General features: G+C 44.0%; 19 protein-coding genes and 1 other RNA gene. 10 read left to right on the top strand and 10 right to left on the bottom strand.

Annotated features, from left to right (window positions below):
- Nucleotides 1–20: 20 nt before the first annotated feature.
- The gene (locus R7H07_RS06355; protein ID WP_235429224.1) at nt 21–482 is read right to left on the bottom strand and encodes a protein YgfX; all 462 of its coding nucleotides are present in this window, start codon (nt 480–482) and stop codon (nt 21–23) included.
- On the bottom strand, nt 451–711 hold the full coding sequence (locus tag R7H07_RS06350) for a succinate dehydrogenase assembly factor 2 (protein WP_005380951.1): 261 nt from the start codon (nt 709–711) through the stop codon (nt 451–453). Before R7H07_RS06350 ends, R7H07_RS06355 begins: the two co-directional genes overlap by 32 nt.
- A 189-nt stretch (nt 712–900) precedes the next feature.
- On the opposite strand from R7H07_RS06350, the gene ygfZ reads away from it, so the two are divergent.
- From ygfZ to R7H07_RS06335, 3 genes are all read left to right on the top strand, one after another.
- The gene (gene ygfZ / locus R7H07_RS06345; protein ID WP_065274852.1) at nt 901–1,869 is read left to right on the top strand and encodes a tRNA-modifying protein YgfZ; all 969 of its coding nucleotides are present in this window, start codon (nt 901–903) and stop codon (nt 1,867–1,869) included.
- Nucleotides 1,862–2,335, top strand: a complete 474-nt coding sequence (locus R7H07_RS06340) for an aminoacyl-tRNA deacylase (protein ID WP_005384562.1) — start codon at nt 1,862–1,864, stop codon at nt 2,333–2,335. Before ygfZ ends, R7H07_RS06340 begins: the two co-directional genes overlap by 8 nt.
- A gap of 639 nt (nt 2,336–2,974) precedes the next feature.
- Entirely contained in the window at nt 2,975–3,181 is a 207-nt protein-coding gene (locus tag R7H07_RS06335; protein ID WP_005380970.1) for a DUF1107 domain-containing protein, read from the top strand.
- 65 nt (nt 3,182–3,246) lie between these two features.
- Here the strand turns inward: R7H07_RS06335 and R7H07_RS06330 are convergent, their stop codons facing one another.
- From R7H07_RS06330 to R7H07_RS06320, 3 genes are read right to left on the bottom strand one after another with little or no spacing between them, the layout of a single operon-like run.
- Nucleotides 3,247–4,455: an FAD-dependent 2-octaprenylphenol hydroxylase gene (locus R7H07_RS06330; RefSeq protein WP_054701892.1), complete on the bottom strand. Its 1,209-nt coding sequence runs from the start codon at nt 4,453–4,455 to the stop codon at nt 3,247–3,249.
- A gap of 31 nt (nt 4,456–4,486) precedes the next feature.
- Complete coding sequence (gene ubiH / locus R7H07_RS06325) at nt 4,487–5,665, bottom strand: 2-octaprenyl-6-methoxyphenyl hydroxylase (protein ID WP_005380974.1); 1,179 nt, start codon at nt 5,663–5,665, stop codon at nt 4,487–4,489.
- A gap of 23 nt (nt 5,666–5,688) precedes the next feature.
- On the bottom strand, nt 5,689–6,267 hold the full coding sequence (locus R7H07_RS06320; RefSeq protein ID WP_005380976.1) for a YecA family protein: 579 nt from the start codon (nt 6,265–6,267) through the stop codon (nt 5,689–5,691).
- 249 nt (nt 6,268–6,516) lie between these two features.
- Here R7H07_RS06320 and R7H07_RS06315 point away from each other — a divergent pair, with 249 nt between their 5' ends.
- From R7H07_RS06315 to serA, 5 genes are all read left to right on the top strand, one after another.
- Nucleotides 6,517–6,825: a cell division protein ZapA gene (locus tag R7H07_RS06315; protein ID WP_005384553.1), complete on the top strand. Its 309-nt coding sequence runs from the start codon at nt 6,517–6,519 to the stop codon at nt 6,823–6,825.
- Nucleotides 6,826–6,833: 8 nt separating this feature from the next.
- A non-coding RNA gene (ssrS, locus tag R7H07_RS06310) (6S RNA) lies at nt 6,834–7,018 on the top strand.
- 5 nt (nt 7,019–7,023) lie between these two features.
- On the top strand, nt 7,024–7,623 hold the full coding sequence (locus R7H07_RS06305; RefSeq protein ID WP_054701889.1) for a 5-formyltetrahydrofolate cyclo-ligase: 600 nt from the start codon (nt 7,024–7,026) through the stop codon (nt 7,621–7,623).
- A gap of 53 nt (nt 7,624–7,676) precedes the next feature.
- Nucleotides 7,677–8,333, top strand: a complete 657-nt coding sequence (rpiA, locus tag R7H07_RS06300) for a ribose-5-phosphate isomerase RpiA (protein WP_005380982.1) — start codon at nt 7,677–7,679, stop codon at nt 8,331–8,333.
- A 273-nt stretch (nt 8,334–8,606) separates the two neighbouring features.
- The gene (gene serA, locus R7H07_RS06295) at nt 8,607–9,839 is read left to right on the top strand and encodes a phosphoglycerate dehydrogenase (RefSeq protein WP_017821632.1); all 1,233 of its coding nucleotides are present in this window, start codon (nt 8,607–8,609) and stop codon (nt 9,837–9,839) included.
- Nucleotides 9,840–9,910: 71 nt separating this feature from the next.
- On the opposite strand, the gene R7H07_RS06290 is transcribed toward serA, so the two are convergent.
- Both R7H07_RS06290 and R7H07_RS06285 read right to left on the bottom strand, forming a co-directional pair.
- Nucleotides 9,911–10,603, bottom strand: a complete 693-nt coding sequence (locus R7H07_RS06290) for an oxidative stress defense protein (RefSeq protein ID WP_005384550.1) — start codon at nt 10,601–10,603, stop codon at nt 9,911–9,913.
- Nucleotides 10,604–10,811: 208 nt separating this feature from the next.
- Nucleotides 10,812–11,708, bottom strand: coding sequence for a LysR family transcriptional regulator ArgP (locus R7H07_RS06285; RefSeq protein ID WP_025768836.1), 897 nt, complete (start codon nt 11,706–11,708; stop codon nt 10,812–10,814).
- Nucleotides 11,709–11,855: 147 nt separating this feature from the next.
- Between R7H07_RS06285 and R7H07_RS06280 the strand changes: the two genes are divergently transcribed.
- Both R7H07_RS06280 and R7H07_RS06275 read left to right on the top strand, forming a co-directional pair.
- On the top strand, nt 11,856–12,485 hold the full coding sequence (locus R7H07_RS06280; RefSeq protein ID WP_170897434.1) for a LysE/ArgO family amino acid transporter: 630 nt from the start codon (nt 11,856–11,858) through the stop codon (nt 12,483–12,485).
- A gap of 26 nt (nt 12,486–12,511) precedes the next feature.
- On the top strand, nt 12,512–12,994 hold the full coding sequence (locus R7H07_RS06275; protein WP_017633558.1) for a YbaK/EbsC family protein: 483 nt from the start codon (nt 12,512–12,514) through the stop codon (nt 12,992–12,994).
- Between the two features lie 47 nt (nt 12,995–13,041).
- Here the strand turns inward: R7H07_RS06275 and mscS are convergent, their stop codons facing one another.
- From mscS to R7H07_RS06260, 3 genes are all read right to left on the bottom strand, one after another.
- Nucleotides 13,042–13,908, bottom strand: a complete 867-nt coding sequence (gene mscS, locus R7H07_RS06270; protein ID WP_005384548.1) for a small-conductance mechanosensitive channel MscS — start codon at nt 13,906–13,908, stop codon at nt 13,042–13,044.
- Between the two features lie 427 nt (nt 13,909–14,335).
- A complete protein-coding gene (gene fbaA, locus R7H07_RS06265) occupies nt 14,336–15,412 on the bottom strand; it encodes a class II fructose-bisphosphate aldolase (RefSeq protein ID WP_005380996.1) in 1,077 nt (358 codons plus the stop codon).
- A gap of 154 nt (nt 15,413–15,566) precedes the next feature.
- Entirely contained in the window at nt 15,567–16,727 is a 1,161-nt protein-coding gene (locus R7H07_RS06260; protein ID WP_005384547.1) for a phosphoglycerate kinase, read from the bottom strand.
- Between the last annotated feature and the right edge of the window lie 60 nt (nt 16,728–16,787).

Below are 16,787 nucleotides of genomic sequence, written 5' to 3'. Positions count from 1 at the left end.
TTACCAAGTAAACTATTACATCAGCAGGGAGCATTAGCTCCCTGTTTCATTTCCCATTGGCGTAATACCAAAGATAATTGACGATACTGCTCATCGTCACAGCTATCACGCCAAATCGTAACACTACGGCCAGATTGCAATTGGAATGTTATCTTGAATGGTGATGCCGATGTATCAACTCGCTGTAAATGACCCTTTTCGGACTCAATATCTTCCGAGTATTCGCCACACTCAAGGGCATCAAACCTAACCGAGCCATCGCAGTGCACATACCAATGCCCATGACTTGTAGGTTGAACAAGACTTTGGTTTGAGAAAGCCTTCACAATCAGTAATAACAAATAAGTCGATAATACGAGCGGAATGCTAGAGAGGATAACAGCCCAAGTCATCAATAAGAAAAGTACAACATTGAAGACTCGGGCAGTCAGAGAGGGAGAAGCAGTAAAATTAACGAACTTTGCTGAGGTTATGGGCGACAATTTTATCAACCATTGCTGCATGACCTAAATTTTCGCTACGGCCATGCCCCATTACCCAAGTAAACAGATCAGGATCATCGCATTCAAGTAAAGAAACAAAGTCACGCTGCTCTTGTTCACTCAGAGTATCAAAGCACTCTTCAAAAAACGGCATAATTACTACGTCAAGCTCAAGCATGCCTCGACGACAAGCCCATTTAATACGCGCTTTTTCTTCCGGAGTGTACATTCACTATTCCTTCATAGATGTCTTGTTGTTAGTGCGGAGTGTAACAAGGGATGTGCTACGTCACTAGTGTGCGGGTCACAATACGATAGTGAAAGCAGACAAATGTTGATTCGTAAATCGCTCCCCTAGTATCTCAAGGTTATTTGGGTATAACATAGCGGAAAAATATCTTCAAAAGGCATTGTAATTATGGAATGGCAAACTCGTTTTTCAGCATTACCTCTCTCAACTCAAGACGCACTTCCAGAGTTATCTATCTCACTGCTGGATAACTTCGGCATGATCACCATGATCGGTGACGATAAAAAATCATACTTACAAGGTCAGGTTACCTGCGATGTTGTTTCTTTAGAACAAGACCAATCAACACTGGGCGCACATTGTGATGCAAAAGGCAAAGTGTGGAGCGTGTTCCGCCTTTTCCATCATCATGATGGCTACGGCATGATCCAACCAAGATCGGCGATTGACGTAGAACTTAATGAAATAAAGAAATACGCCATTTTCTCTAAAGTAACGATTGAAGCTTCTGATGACGTTATCTTAGGCGTTGCTGGCGTTAAAGCCGACGAATTCATTTCAACAATGAGCAAGACAACTGGCAGCGTTCGCCCAGTTGACGGTGGCACAGCCGTGCAAGTTGCACAAGATCGCTGGTTACTGATATTAAGTGCGCCAGAAGCACAGCAAATCGTTGAAACTACCGACGCGGTCTTTACGACAAATGAGCTTTGGAATCGTTTCGATATTGAGGCAGGTTTACCATTTGTCTCTGCATCCGCGCAGAATGCTCACATTCCACAAGCACTCAACGTTCAAGCTTTAGGAGGCATAAGCTTCACAAAGGGCTGCTACACGGGACAAGAAACGGTAGCACGAGCGAAGTATCGCGGTACCAATAAACGTGCGATGTATATCGTAAAAGGTGCGACTTCTGCTCCATTCAGTGACGAACCAATTGAGCTCGAACGCAGCGTAGGTGAAAACTGGCGTTCAGTAGGTGCTTTATTAAATCACTACCAGTTCAGTGACAATCACGCGATTGGCCTGATCGTGCTGCCTAATAATCTCGATGAGGACACTCGTCTTCGTTTGGTTGCGCAACCAGAGTGTGAATGGACAATCGAATCACTGCCTTACAGTCTTGATGATGAGTAATACAATCAATACTCCTTTGATGCAATTTCTCACAGACCAACACATTCCGTTTCGTCTGTTACCGCATCAAAGACCAGCAACGACCATTGAGGATGCCGCGCACCAACGCGGCATTCGCCCCTCTCAAATGGTGAAAGCAATCTTGCTACGAGACATGGGTAATCAATATGCACTCGCCTGTGCGCCAGGTGATCGTAGCGTTGATCCCAAAAAAGTGCGCTCGTTACTGAAATGTCGCCGGATGACTTGTGTTGATCAAGCCGACGTTGAGTCCATCACTGGTTACAAAATTGGTACTGTCACTCCTCTGCTACTCAAACGTCATATGCCAATCGTGTTCGACCCTAGCTTACTAGAAGAACAGGAAGTCACGATCAGCAGTGGCGATCGAATGGCTGGGCTGGCGCTTTCTATTCAAGATCTTATCCAATTGTGCCAGCCGACCGTAGCTGAGATCTGTCGTTAATCGTCTAAAAACAATGTAATGACACGTAGTGTTTCTATCACTGTGTGATCTCGCTCATATCCACAAAAATAGACATGAGAATTTTTAATCACATATAAAACATAAATAGTCACAAAGATAAAACTCGTATATGCTGAATTTGTTGGTTAAGTTTCAAACAAGCACTTAACCAATATAAAGTGAGTCAGCTAGCTGAGTGACAGCATTCATGCAGTTAGTTATCCACTTTTGTGTAATGCATCTGTGACTATTCGCCCGCTGAAGCGGGCTTTTTTTTACGTGGAACTTTTTCTCTTTCATTTCCTCTAATCGTTAGAACGTAAAGTGTGTTACGCCAAGCACGACCTTAATAGAAACAACTAGCAAACAACCGTTTTCGTTCTATTCTTAATTCTGTAACAAAACTATTGCTTAATGCGTCACGTAAAAAGGAGTGTATTGGCGTAAGGGTTCCTTTAGAGAGGTTATTTTTGGGGTAATCCTCACGCTATTTAAGAGATGACACTGTCAAATTGTCTAAGACAACACAATTCTCTGACGCAACACCCTACATCTGTATTTAATACTATTGCTGTCACAATAATTTTCGCGTCCAGAACGTAGAATACCTAGGCTAGGTTAGATAAAAGGAAAGTAAATATGAGACTGTTTAAGCGCTATACACCAAGTATGATTGCTAAACATATAAGTCGTCTTTTTAAAGGAAGAATTTATATTTACGGGGTCGGTAGATTCGAGTTTGATAACGGTAAGTTAATACTGCCGGAGAAAGCAGAGCAACGCCATTTCCGAGCGGTCAAAGAGATCAATCAAGAAATAATGAAACTCCGATGCGCATATGCTTAGCAAAATGTTGATAAAACAAAGGCTGGATTAACCAGCCTTTTGTGTATTTGAAGTTCGCTTTGCACTTACTGACGCGCCAGATCCGGCAAGTGTCCCTTTAAACCAAGCGCGCGCTTCATGATCTCATCTTTCGCTCCCGGCAGTTGCCCCGCTAAACTCAAGCCAATGCCACGAACAAGCTTCTTAGCAGGGTTCTCGCCAGAGAACAAATCTCGAAACCCTTGCATAGTAGCGATCATCTTTGCCGCTTCCGCTTTTCGCCAACGCTCGTAGCTTCTTAGGTTGCGTTTACTGCCGATATCTTGACCCTGCTTCCAAAGTGCTAATACTTCTTGAGCAAGACTGGCCGCATCTAATAAACCTAAATTCACACCCTGCCCCGCTAATGGGTGAATGGTATGGGCCGCATCACCAACCAGCGCGACTCGCTCGACAACAAAATCTCGCGCATAGCGCATTTTCAAAGGAAACGCAGCACGCTCTCCCACTACTTCACATAGACCAAGTCGAGCATCAAACTCACTCGTCAACGCTTTATTGAAATCATGTTCACTCATCGCCACTAACTGCTCTGCTCGATTTGGCTCCGTGGACCAAACAATAGAGCACATATCTGGTTGCGACATTGGCAAAAATGCCAACGGTCCGTGAGGAGTAAATATCTGGCGCGCAATGCTGTTGTGTGGCATAACAGTTTTGACATTCGCGACCAAAGCATGATGACCATAGTCCCAATGCGTTAATGGAATATCCATTTGATGGCGAAGCCACGAATTCGCCCCATCGGCTCCGACCACTAATTTAGCGGTCATGGCTTGGCCATTATCGAGCGTCAGCCAGCTTTCTTGCTCACCGACCGCGAGAGTCGCGCAACGTGCAGGCATAAACATAGTGACGTTATCGAGCTTTTGGACTTGTTCAAGCAGCGCAAGTTGAATCACACGATTCTCAACAATATGCCCTAAATCAGGTTGTGCCATACTTTGTGCATTAAATTCAATGCTGGCAAAGCTATCTTGTTCCCATACTTCCATGCCATGGTAAGGTGAAGCTCGGCGCTGTTCTATGCCCTGCCAAGCACCAAGTTTACGCAAAATCGTCTCACTAGAGCGGCTCAGCGCAGACACACGAACATCGGGTAATTCTTTCAACGAATCATCTGGCACTTTACCTTCAATAACGGCGACACGCAGATCACTGTCTTTGAACGCGGCAGCAAGTGCCAACCCAACCATCCCTCCGCCGATGATGGCGATATCTACACTTTGCATCATTGCTTTTTATTACCTAATTCAGTGCGGCCGTTCATCGTTTTACCAAGCCAAGTGTATGGCGTAGTAGCGGCTGCTTAAAAATAGAAAGGTTATCCATCGCTGCTAAGGCAGTATTTCGGCCAATTCGCATCGCGGGTAAATCATTTGAAAAAACATGCACTAAGGCACTGGTTAGCCAAATAGTTTCGCTTCGATCTGCTTCTCTACGTTGACTAAAGCGCATCAGGCCTTGATAAAGACCCACATCCTCACTTTGCTGCACAATTTCTTCTGCTAGTGAGACTACATCGCGAATACCGAGATTAAAGCCTTGTCCAGCTATCGGGTGCAGCGTTTGCGCCGCATTTCCAACAATCGCAAAGCGATGTGAAATATTTTGCTTTCGATGGCGAAGAAGCAATGGGTAACTTGCACGGCGCCCCACTTTTTTCATCGCGCCTAAACGCCAACCAAAATCGTTCTGTAAACGCTGGAGAAATGCTTGATCAGATAACTCAAGAACGGCTTGGGCTTCTTCAGGGTGCAAACACCAAACTAAGGACATTCGATTGTCACTCATTGGCAATAAAGCAACTGGGCCATTCTCAGTAAAACGTTCAAAGGCTCTACCTTGATGAGGTTCTTGAGTCACAATATTGGCAATGACAGCCACTTGTTCAAAATCTTGCTCAGAAAGTTCTAGACCAATTTTCTGACAACAGGTCGAAACAGCACCATCTGCAGCCACCAGCAGTTTTGCTTCAAGTTGCTCACCACTTTTCAACGTCACATGGGTACAGTTTTGCTCGCGCTCGATATCGGTAACGGAGTCAGGACAAAACAGCGTAATTGACTCGCTACTGTCTAATAATTCTTGATATACACGCCCAACATCGGCTAATTCTACAACATACCCTAGAGCTTCAACCCCAACCTCTTGCTTGGTAATCTCCGTCATCCCAGCATGAGAACGGTCAGAAACGTGGATATGTTCAATGGGTGTGACAAACGGTTCTACTGACGTCCAGAGCTGTAGTTGACGCAACAGATTGACAGTACCGTAAGACAATGCGATTGAGCGAGAGTCAAAACCAGGGTGCATATCTGATTGTGCTTTAAAAGGCTCAACGACGGCAATGCGGAGCTTTCCCTGAGACAAATGGTCAATCGCCAATGCTAACGTTGCACCAGCCATGGCACCACCAGCAATGACTACATCATATTGCTTCATACTAACCTCTGGACGGTCTACGATTAGTGAATAGTAGGTTTTTTGTCGCTGCTTTCAGGACGAACACCAAATTCAGCATGAATCGTTAGTACGCAAGCTTTGATGTGCTCAATCACTTGCTCTAGCAATTGCGCTTGTTCACCAAGATCGTCATCTTCATCAATGCCTAATTTGGCAATCTCTTCTAGATCAGCCAGTGCTTCTTTAGCGTCATCAGATGCTTTGTTAAGCGCAACGCCTGCTAGACCTAGCCCAGAAATAAAGTGGTTTACAAAGTCGGACACACTGTCGGCTAATGCGAATAAGCCTTCTTCGCCCGGCTCATCTGGCAATAGTAAAGACAGCTCCATTGATGTGCCAGTAAGCTCATTAACAGTAACGTTGAATATGCTCTGAGCAAAAGTGAGTGCTGTCGAGGGCCACCCCATCCCATCATTGGTGTAGTCAAAAAGAATCGGCTGCCAAGTTTGATCATTGATCGCCAATCCACCACTTAACATGCCAACAAATAAGCCATGTAACTCCGCCGGTGTCACAGCCAGGCTTGCCGATTGCAGTTCAGCAGCAATAGATTGGTATTCAGGAAGGGTGATTTCACTCATAACTTGGCTCATTCTTGCGTAATAATGTATTGGTATATCCTACCATCAAGGTTAGTGGTCTGAAACGGCTATCAAATTCAATTTTGGACAGCATTTGTTCAATTTGCCCAATTCCTGTGTGATCTCGTCATCATTTCTCTTTCTGTGATGGGAAATGCTTGAATCTTAATAGCGGTTTTCCTATAGTTTGCTCCTCGGTAGTTGTATGAAGCAACACCTTAGATAGCGCGAATATAGAGTTTATTCATCATGAGCAATCAAGCGATCGACGTTGAAATATTAGGCAAACTTACACGTGTGAATTGTCCGACAGGACAAGAAGAGTCTCTTGTTGCAGCGGCAAAAGATCTTGATCGCCGATTGAAAGAAATGAGCGAACGTACTAAGGTAACCAATGAAATCCAACTGCTGACCTTTGCTGCATTGAATATTTGCTATGAGTTGCACACCAAGTCATACGAATCCAATGGTCAACAGCAAGAAATTACTGAGCGAATGGAAAAGCTCACCGCGTCTTTAGAGAACGCACTAAGCAAAGTTACGCAAGGACAGCAGTAAATACAAAATTTACCCTGGGGTGTGCGTCAGCAGGATTTAAGTCCCTGAGCCGATAAGCAATACCTAAGGGTTAGTATTTGGTAACTATTGAGCAAGCTCGGCATGCACCGAGAAGCCTACGGTTGTCATTGCTGATCCGCCTTGAACCAGCTGGTTCAAGGGCCACAATCCTCAACGGCACCCTGGGGTATTCTCTCTATGTCAGACCTCTCTCGACAAGACTTCCGCAAACTGATTCGTGAAAAGCGCAACGCTCTGTGCAGTGATACGCAATACCAAGCGGGAATCGACCTTATTACTCAATTTTCCCAACTTCCTGAAATCGATCAGGCGCAACATATTGCCATCTACCTTTCTGCAGACGGTGAGCTTGATACTAAACCGCTCATTGAATGGTTATGGCAACAGGGAAAATCGGTTTATCTGCCCGTCATCCATCCCTTTTCTAAAGGTCAGTTACTGTTTCTTCAGTATGTAAATGATGAACAGCTCGTCTACAACAAGTACGGCATCTTAGAGCCCAAGCTCGATATCAGACACCTCAAACCCGTTCGCCAGCTTGATTTAATCTGCACGCCTTTAGTTGGGTTCGACAGCATCGGACACCGCTTAGGCATGGGCGGGGGGTACTACGATCGTACTCTGTCACGTTGGTTTATAACTGGAGAGGGTGCTAAACCTGTCGGTATCGCTCATGACTGCCAACATGTAGAACGCTTACCAATTGAAAGCTGGGACATTCCATTACCTAAGATCGTGACCCCAAGCCAAATATGGCAATGGGAAAGTGACAAGTAAGCCGCTATAATCACGCCCGCAAACGTTAACGAACATCTATTCAGGAGATTGGCATGACTCAAGATGAAATGAAAAAAGCGGCTGGTTGGGCAGCACTAAAATATGTTGAGAAAGGCAGCATTGTCGGTGTTGGTACTGGCTCTACCGTGAATCACTTCATCGATGCACTAGGCACTATCAAAGATGATATTAAAGGTGCAGTGTCTAGCTCTGTCGCTTCAACTGAGCGCCTTAAAGAGCTTGGTATTGAAGTATACGAGTGCAACGATGTAATGAAGCTGGATGTGTATGTTGATGGCGCAGATGAGATCAACCCAGCACGTGAAATGATCAAAGGCGGCGGCGCGGCTCTGACTCGTGAGAAAATTGTCGCAGCAATCTCTGATAAGTTCGTATGTATCGTTGACGGCACTAAAGCAGTTGACGTACTTGGCCAGTTCCCATTGCCTGTTGAAGTAATCCCAATGGCACGCTCTTACGTGGCTCGTGAATTGGTAAAACTAGGTGGTGATCCAGCTTACCGTGAAGGCGTTGTGACTGACAACGGCAACGTGATTCTGGATGTGCACAATATGCAAATTACCAACCCGAAAGAAATGGAAGACAAAATAAACGGCATCGCTGGTGTGGTGACTGTGGGTCTTTTCGCTCATCGTGGTGCAGACGTAGTGATCACTGGCACACCAGAAGGTGCAAAAATTGAAGAGTAAATAACAGCCAAAAATGAACCTATCTGGTTCACTTTTCTGTTATTTCATTACATACGGTGCTGAAAGGCACCGTTTTTTATTCCTTTCTATAAGAAAATTATCTCTTATTCCGTAATTTTCTTACCCAAAGCAATTTTTTTTTGTTACTTTATTGAACAGAAGACGCACAGGGAAACGTTTGTCTTCCTACAAAACTGTTAATTATCCCCTTTTTAATAGTTTTGCCCAATGTGCGCCACATTAGCCCACCTTTCCATTTAAGGACGAGAAAAAATGGCCAAAGTTTCACTGGAAAAAGAAAAGATTAAGATCCTCTTGTTAGAGGGACTCCACCCTTCTTCAGTTGAAGTTCTTCAAGCAGCTGGTTATACCAACATTGAATACCATAAAGGTTCCCTTCCGGAAGAAGAACTAATTGAAGCAGTAAAAGACGTGCACTTCATTGGTATCCGCTCCCGTACGAACCTATCCGAAGAGGTAATCAATGCGGCGAACAAGCTGGTTGCAATTGGCTGTTTTTGTATTGGCACTAACCAAGTAAACCTAGACGCAGCAGCAAAACGCGGTATTCCTGTCTTTAATGCACCATTCTCTAACACTCGAAGCGTGGCAGAGCTTGTACTTGGGCAAATCCTTTTACTAGTGCGTGGTATTCCTGAAAAGAATGCTCTTGCACATCGCGGTATTTGGAAGAAAAGTGCAGACAACTCTTACGAAGCTCGTGGTAAGTGCCTTGGCATTATCGGATACGGTCACATTGGTACGCAGCTTGGTATTATTGCCGAAAACTTAGGTATGCGCGTTTACTACTACGATATTGAGAACAAACTGTCCCTTGGTAATGCGACGCAAGTACATACCATGAGTGAACTATTGAACAAATGTGATGTGATTTCTTTGCACGTTCCCGAAACACCGGAAACGAAAAACATGATGGGTGAAGCTGAATTTGCTCGAATGAAACCAGGTTCCATCTTTATCAACGCGGCACGTGGCACCGTTGTGGATATTCCTGCACTTTGCCATAGCTTAGAAGCTGGTCACCTTGCCGGCGCTGCAATTGATGTATTCCCAACTGAACCAAAAACAAATGCTGACCCGTTCGAGTCTCCTTTACAAAAATTCGATAACGTCATTCTCACTCCACACGTTGGTGGTTCAACGCAAGAAGCACAAGAGAATATCGGCTTAGAAGTGGCGGGCAAACTGGCTAAGTACTCTGATAACGGCTCGACACTTTCAAGCGTAAACTTCCCTGAAGTGTCATTGCCAGAACACAGTGGTGAGTGCTCTCGTCTGCTTCATATCCATAAGAACCGTCCTGGTATTCTAACTCAGATCAACACCATCTTTGCTGAAGAAGGCATTAACATTGCCGCGCAGTACCTACAAACAGCCGCTGAAATAGGCTACGTAGTGATCGACGTTGAAACTGAACGAGCAGAAGAAGCTCTAACAAAGCTCAAAAACATTGAAGGCACAATCCGTGCTCGTATCCTGCATTAAACTGTGAAATAGAAATGACAAAGGCAGGGGTTGTAACTCCCTGCCTTTTGCTTTTTACTGTTTGCTAAGCCTTACTTTAGCTTATAAATGACATCGACTTGATCGCGAATGATCATGGTTGAATCTTGGTAGCTATTCGCTCCTTCTTTACTATCCATCGCCATTGAACGCATTAACACAGGCTGAACGTGCATCTGTCTGTAATTGATCTGCCATACATCGCCCAACTTTTTCTCAAAACCAGTCGCTAATGACCCTGCTTTTTCTCTTGCGTCCTTAATCGCAGCCATTCGTGCCTTTTGCTGATACTCGGCTTGGTTGCTTACCTTAAGTTGAATATTATCAACCTGATTAATTCCCGCTTCTAACGCCATATCTAGGTATTGGTTAAGGTTTTTCAGATCCGTCACCGTGACATCAATACTGCGAGATGCTCGATACCCAACAAGTTCTGCTTTTCCTGATTTAGGGTAATGGTACTGAGGAGCAAGGTATAAATTCGAGCTAGTAATATTGTCTTTTGACAAGCCGGCATCCGATAAGCTTTTTAGAAACTCTTCAACGGTTTTATCTACGGACAATTTCGCTTGTTCGGCCGTCATTGTCGTATCGACTACTTTTACAGAAAACGTAGCCATATCAGGTGTGGCCGTCACTTCGCCATACCCCGTTGTCGTAACATGAGCAAACTCTGGCGTATTCGCCAAAACTGAAGCACTGGTAAGGCTGAGTGCTGAAGCCAGCAAAAATGAATACAATTTCATTCAATAAATCCATCCATACAAAATTAAGTACTTAATCTCAGATTCCAACATCACTATCATGGCTGAGAAAGCGTGTGGTTTCATAATAGAAACTTCCGCCGATTATCCAAGCACCCATAGTGACTTCTAACACAACTTTGACTATGTAACATTGGCGTAATTTTTAAACAAAACACACTTAAGTTAACGATATGCAGCTCTGACAAACTTATTGAGGTAGATGCTGCTGCGCATACCCCACTATCGCGTGTGAGATTTCTTGTAATACCCCAGTTTCTAACTGCCAGTGGTGCCAATAAATCCGATGGGACATTAAAAAACCTGGAGTCACATCAACCAACACACCTCTGTCTAATTCGTCGGTAATTTGCAAGCGGGGGATCAAGCAATAAGCAACACCAGCTAACGCCACTTTTAGAAACGCTTCAGAACTACTGATGTTGTGATGAATAACGCTGTCAGGATTGACGTTAAAATGCTCGGTAAGAAATGTTTTATGTAGATCATCATATTGGTCATATGAAACGGCCGGTGCTTTTGCCAATGTCTGATTATTTACGCCTTTAGAAAAATAACGCTGATAGAACTCTGGGCTCGCGACACAAACATAATCGATGCGACCTAAATAGTCTGCTCTGCATCCGGGGATTGGCTGGGACTCCAAGCTGATCGCTCCTGTCACTTCGCCACTTTTGAGTTTTTCAATAGAGCGGTATTCACCATAGATAGTCAGTTTTAGTTCAACTTGACGCTGCTTCATAACATTTTGCAGCGCTGGCAGTAGCCATGTTGCAAGGCTATCTGCATTAGTCGCTAAAGAGAGTTGCACAGGTCGCGTACTGGTATCATTTTTTAATTCGGGGAGAATTTCATGCTCTAGCAAGCGTACTCGCCGATAAAGACCCAACAATTTTTTACCAATTAGCGTTGGCTTAGGTGGCTGGCTTCGAATTAAAACAGGCTGCGCGAGAAACTTCTCTAACTGCTTGATACGTTGAGAAATGGCGGATTGAGAAACAAATAAATGCTCGGCAGCACGCTCAAAGCTACCCTGATAAACTATAGCGTCTAATGCCTCAATCCATTTGTAATCTAACCCTCGCATACCTTTCCTCTCACTCTTGATCAAACGCCTCCCGTTAAATTAGTCTATCTAATGTAAGATTAAAATCATTAATTATACTTATTTAGATAAACGCTTTATCTTTCCCTTTTCTGTAAATGTATTTGTTATTTTGAAGTGAGGTGAAGTGTGAGCTTGTGGGTTCTATTGCAAGGTTTTGGTTTAGGAGCATCAATGATCATTCCGATCGGCGCGCAAAATGCGTATGTTTTGAATCAAGGCATAAAGCGTAACCACCACCTAACAACCGCCACTATTTGTAGCGTGCTAGATATGATTTTCATCTCTCTAGGTATTTTTGGTTGTGGTGCAATTCTGTCTCAAAATGAAATCTTACTGACGTCGGTGACACTTGGTGGTATTGCTTTCTTGAGCTTCTATGGACTGCTCTCACTAAAAAGTGCTTTTAAGCCAGAGAGTGAATCGGAATCAAAAGGGGAGATCGTAGCTCGAGGTCGTCGAACGGTTATTCTAGGTGCGTTAGCCGTCACTGTGCTTAATCCGCACTTATATTTAGATACAGTCGTTATTCTAGGTTCGATCGGTGGACAATTTGAAGGCCATGATCGCATTGCTTTTGCACTAGGTACGATTATGGCTTCCTTTGTTTGGTTCTACACTTTATCGATAGGAGCCGCCAAACTAGGTCCAACACTCTCTAAACCAAAAGTGAAAAAAACCATCGACATTGCAATCGCAATGATGATGTTCACAATAGCGTATATCTTAGCGAGTGAGCTTATTGATAAGTATTGGTAATCATAAGGTAGTAAGGCAGCAGAGACATGGAGTCACTAAAACGTATTTATAACAACAATAGAGAGCGATTCAACGCGCTCTCTATTCCTTTTCGGGAATGGCAGCACGAAGCCATCTTAGACTTTGAGACAGATATACGCATTGCGAGAGAGCTTGGTTGGACGGGTACGCATACCAAAAGCCTCTTTTTAACACTCAAAGGACAAGGTTACGCAGTTTATCTGACAGATAAGGACTCGCGCCTCGATGCCAAGCAGATTAAAGCGATTACAGGTAAACGTCCCTCTATTTGTAATGACGATGAAATGGTCGAAGTGTTAGGTTGCGTACCCGGCGCGGTTTGCCCAATAGGCTTACCGGAATACATCACTATCATTGTTGATACCAATCTCTATCAACATCAAGAGTTGCTCTATACGCCTGGCTTACCTGAGTTCACATTTGGATTTGCAGGTAAACATCTAAAACGCCTCTTACTTGCTGGTCATCACACCCTTTACGAAGTATAAAAAAGCGAGGCCTATTGGCCTCGCTTTTGAATATCGACTGCTTTTGATTAAGCGTCGACTTTGTTCAGGTGAACATCCATTTGTGGGAATGGAATCTCGATACCATTTTCATCCAATGCTTCTTTAATACCTTGCATTGCATCAAAGTATACGCCCCAGTAATCTGCAGTTTTCACCCATGGACGAACCACAAAGTTAACTGAAGAGTCTGCTAACGTAAGTACACCAATTGTGATATCTGGGTCTTTCAAGATACGTGGATCTTTCTCTAGCGTCTCACGAATCACTTTCTTCGTTAGTTTAAGGTCTGCTTTGTATGAAACACCAATCACTAGGTCGACACGTCGTGTCGCATGGCGAGAGTAGTTAGTAATGGCACCGCCGATAACTGAAGAGTTAGGCACAACAACCATTTTGTTGTCTGGTGTTTTTAGAACTGTTTGGAAGATTTGAATTGCTTCAACACTACCCGCTACACCACCGATTTCTACGTAGTCGCCTGATTTGAATGGACGGAACGCAACAATAAGTACGCCTGCTGCAAAGTTTGATAGTGAACCTTGTAGTGCAAGACCAACAGCAAGACCTGCCGCACCAATCACAGCAACAACAGAAGCGGTTTGAACTCCTAATCGACCAAGAGCCGCGATTAGCACGATTACAAATAGCAAGTAACGAACAAGACCGTGAATAAATTCAACGACGGCCTTATCCATGTTTTTCTTTTCTAGTACTTTAGAAACACTACCAGCGACTGCCTTAACGATAAGATTACCGATAAACAGAATAAGCACCGCAGAGATAATGTTCACACCGTACTGAACCAGTAGATCTGAATTGTTTGTCAGCCAAGTTTCAGCCTGAGTTAGACCATCCGTTAAAGTGGTATCGATACCCACCGATTCACCTGCCATAATTCTTATCCTCAAAAATAAAGAGATATAAATCCAATTGCCGTTAATTTATGAACCTTGTTTTTTTAAAGGCTCTTTTCTAAAACAACATCCCTATTGCTCCACTGAACAGTGTCAGATTTTTGGCACAATATCCCAACTCTGACTTTTTTCAAAGTCAGAGTTTCGCAAAGATATGCAAAACAAGACTTTATCAGAGCTTTCTGACACTGACTTGTTACAGGTTACGCAATGCACTCTGATTTCGCCACTCTTAAGACTGATATTCCCATGTTTTCTTTAAAAAAAACGTTAAAGGTGAGATATCTCACTAGCAAATACAACCTAACGCATAAAAATATCGGGAGAAAGCAGAGGGGAAGAAAATGATAGATATAAAAAAAACCCGCTCAAAGAGCGGGTTTTTAAGTAACTTAATCAGTAACGATTATAGTACGTCAACTGCGTTAAGGTCAGCAAATGCTTGCTCTAGACGAGTAACCATTGAAGCTTGGCCTGCACGTAGCCATACGCGTGGATCGTAGTACTTCTTGTTTGGTGCATCTTCACCAGTTGGGTTACCGATCTGACCTTGTAGGTAATCGTGGTTTTCAGCTTCGAACTTACGGATACCATCCCAAGTAGCCCACTGTGTATCAGTATCGATGTTCATTTTGATTACACCGTAGCCGATAGATTCACGGATTTCTTCTAGAGAAGAACCTGAACCACCGTGGAATACGAAGTTTAGAGAGTTCGCTGGAAGACCGAATTTCTCAGAAACGTGCGCTTGAGAATCACGTAGGATAGTTGGAGTTAGTACAACGTTACCTGGCTTGTATACGCCGTGTACGTTACCGAAAGATGCTGCGATAGTGAAACGGTGGCTGATTGCGCTTAGTTTCTCGTATGCGTATGCAACGTCTTCTGGAGAAGTGTATAGCTCAGACGCATCCATATCAGAGTTGTCAACGCCGTCTTCTTCACCACCAGTACAACCTAGTTCGATTTCTAGAGTCATGTTCATTTTAGCCATGCGCTCTAGGTACTTAGCAGAAATTTCGATGTTCTCTTCTAGAGACTCTTCAGAAAGGTCGATCATGTGAGAAGAGAATAGTGGCTTACCAGTTTGCGCGAAGTACTCTTCGCCAGCGTCTAGTAGACCGTCGATCCAAGGAAGTAGTTTCTTAGCTGCGTGGTCAGTGTGTAGGATTACTGGAACACCGTAAGCTTCAGCTACAGCGTGAACGTATTTCGCACCAGCAACAGCACCTAGGATTTGAGCTTCTTGACCTTCAAGTTTTAGACCTTTACCAGCAAAGAAAGCAGCGCCACCGTTAGAGAACTGAACGATAACTGGAGCTTTAACTTTTGCAGCTGCTTCAAGTACTGCGTTTACAGAGTCAGTACCCACACAGTTTACTGCTGGAAGTGCAAAGCTGTTTTCTTTTGCAACTTCAAATACTTTCTGAACGTCATCGCCAGAGATAACACCTGGTTTTACGAAGTCGAAGATCTTAGACATGGATGTAATCCTATTTATCTGTCGTTTTTAAACAAAACTTGTTAAGTTGAAAATCTTGCAAACGTTTGCTCACAACTGAGGCTATTCTAGCAGAGTTCCTCACACGTTGCAGCAAACAAGAAAGCGGGAGAATCACTCCCCCGCTTTGCTTTAATTACTTAGCGCGTGCTTCTAGCATTTCTACTGCTGGAAGAACTTTACCTTCTACGAACTCAAGGAAAGCGCCGCCGCCAGTAGAGATGTAAGATACATCCGCTTTGATACCGAACTTGTCGATAGCTGCTAGCGTGTCACCACCGCCTGCAACAGAGAAGCCTTCAGAAGCTGCGATAGCTTCAGAGATACCTTTAGTACCTGCTTCGAAGTTCTTGAATTCGAATACGCCTACTGGACCATTCCATAGAATAGTCTTGGCGTTTTTAAGGATTTCAGCTAGTTCAGCTGTTGAATCTGGACCAAGGTCGAAGATCATGTCGTCGTCTTGTACTTCAGAAACGTGCTTAATTTCAGCTTCTGCGTTCTCGTCGAATGCTTTCGCACATGCAACGTCAGTTGCTACTGGAATTGCACACTCGTCCATTAGCTTCTTAGCTGTTTCAACTAGGTCTGCTTCGTATAGAGACTTACCAACGTTGTGGCCAGCAGCTGCGATGAATGTGTTAGCAATACCACCACCAACAACGAGTTGGTCAGCGATTTTAGATAGAGACTCAAGAACCGTTAGCTTAGTAGAAACTTTTGAACCACCTACGATAGCAACCATTGGACGAGCTGGCTTGTCCATTGCTTTGCCTAGCGCTTCTAGTTCGTTCGCTAGTAGAGGACCAGCACATGCTACGTCTGCGTGCATACCAACGCCGTGAGTAGATGCTTGAGCACGGTGAGCCGTACCGAATGCGTCCATTACGAATACGTCACATAGTGCTGCGTATTTCTTAGATAGCTCTTCGTCGTTTTTCTTTTCGCCTTTGTTGAAGCGAACGTTTTCAAGAACAACAAGTTCACCCGCATTTAGCTCTAGGCCATCTAGGTAGTCTTTTGCTAGCTTCACTTCGCAATCTAGTGCGTCGTTTAGGTAGTTAACAACTGGTTGTAGAGAGAACTCTTCAGCGTATTCACCTTCAGTTGGGCGACCTAGGTGAGACGTAACCATTACTTTAGCGCCTGCTTCTAGGCAGTGCTTAATAGTTGGAAGAGATGCGATGATACGTGCATCCGAAGTTACTTTACCGTCTTTTACTGGCACGTTTAGGTCAGCACGGATAAATACACGTTTACCTGCAAGATCCAGGTCAGTCATCTTGATTACAGACATGATGTGTCCTCTCAAATATTTAATAATTAAAGTTTTTGAAAACTCGGCAACCCTGCCAAG

Origin of the sequence: Vibrio sp. Vb1127, from assembly GCF_033338735.1 — a bacterium.
In the GTDB taxonomy this organism is placed as follows: Bacteria; Pseudomonadota; Gammaproteobacteria; order Enterobacterales; family Vibrionaceae; genus Vibrio; species Vibrio alginolyticus.
This window is presented reverse-complemented; position numbering and strand designations above follow the sequence as displayed.

What these genes read in the sequence shown, in the direction of transcription:
- R7H07_RS06350 (WP_005380951.1), bottom strand. Translation starts at nt 711, where the DNA reads ATGTACACTCCGGAAGAAAAAGCGCGTATTAAATGGGCTTGTCGTCGA.
- ygfZ (WP_065274852.1), top strand. Translation starts at nt 901, where the DNA reads ATGGAATGGCAAACTCGTTTTTCAGCATTACCTCTCTCAACTCAAGAC.
- R7H07_RS06340 (WP_005384562.1), top strand. Translation starts at nt 1,862, where the DNA reads ATGAGTAATACAATCAATACTCCTTTGATGCAATTTCTCACAGACCAA.
- R7H07_RS06335 (WP_005380970.1), top strand. Translation starts at nt 2,975, where the DNA reads ATGAGACTGTTTAAGCGCTATACACCAAGTATGATTGCTAAACATATA.
- R7H07_RS06330 (WP_054701892.1), bottom strand. Translation starts at nt 4,455, where the DNA reads ATGATGCAAAGTGTAGATATCGCCATCATCGGCGGAGGGATGGTTGGG.
- ubiH (WP_005380974.1), bottom strand. Translation starts at nt 5,665, where the DNA reads ATGAAGCAATATGATGTAGTCATTGCTGGTGGTGCCATGGCTGGTGCA.
- R7H07_RS06320 (WP_005380976.1), bottom strand. Translation starts at nt 6,267, where the DNA reads ATGAGTGAAATCACCCTTCCTGAATACCAATCTATTGCTGCTGAACTG.
- R7H07_RS06315 (WP_005384553.1), top strand. Translation starts at nt 6,517, where the DNA reads ATGAGCAATCAAGCGATCGACGTTGAAATATTAGGCAAACTTACACGT.
- R7H07_RS06305 (WP_054701889.1), top strand. Translation starts at nt 7,024, where the DNA reads ATGTCAGACCTCTCTCGACAAGACTTCCGCAAACTGATTCGTGAAAAG.
- rpiA (WP_005380982.1), top strand. Translation starts at nt 7,677, where the DNA reads ATGACTCAAGATGAAATGAAAAAAGCGGCTGGTTGGGCAGCACTAAAA.
- serA (WP_017821632.1), top strand. Translation starts at nt 8,607, where the DNA reads ATGGCCAAAGTTTCACTGGAAAAAGAAAAGATTAAGATCCTCTTGTTA.
- R7H07_RS06290 (WP_005384550.1), bottom strand. Translation starts at nt 10,603, where the DNA reads ATGAAATTGTATTCATTTTTGCTGGCTTCAGCACTCAGCCTTACCAGT.
- R7H07_RS06285 (WP_025768836.1), bottom strand. Translation starts at nt 11,708, where the DNA reads ATGCGAGGGTTAGATTACAAATGGATTGAGGCATTAGACGCTATAGTT.
- R7H07_RS06275 (WP_017633558.1), top strand. Translation starts at nt 12,512, where the DNA reads ATGGAGTCACTAAAACGTATTTATAACAACAATAGAGAGCGATTCAAC.
- mscS (WP_005384548.1), bottom strand. Translation starts at nt 13,908, where the DNA reads ATGGCAGGTGAATCGGTGGGTATCGATACCACTTTAACGGATGGTCTA.
- fbaA (WP_005380996.1), bottom strand. Translation starts at nt 15,412, where the DNA reads ATGTCTAAGATCTTCGACTTCGTAAAACCAGGTGTTATCTCTGGCGAT.
- R7H07_RS06260 (WP_005384547.1), bottom strand. Translation starts at nt 16,727, where the DNA reads ATGTCTGTAATCAAGATGACTGACCTGGATCTTGCAGGTAAACGTGTA.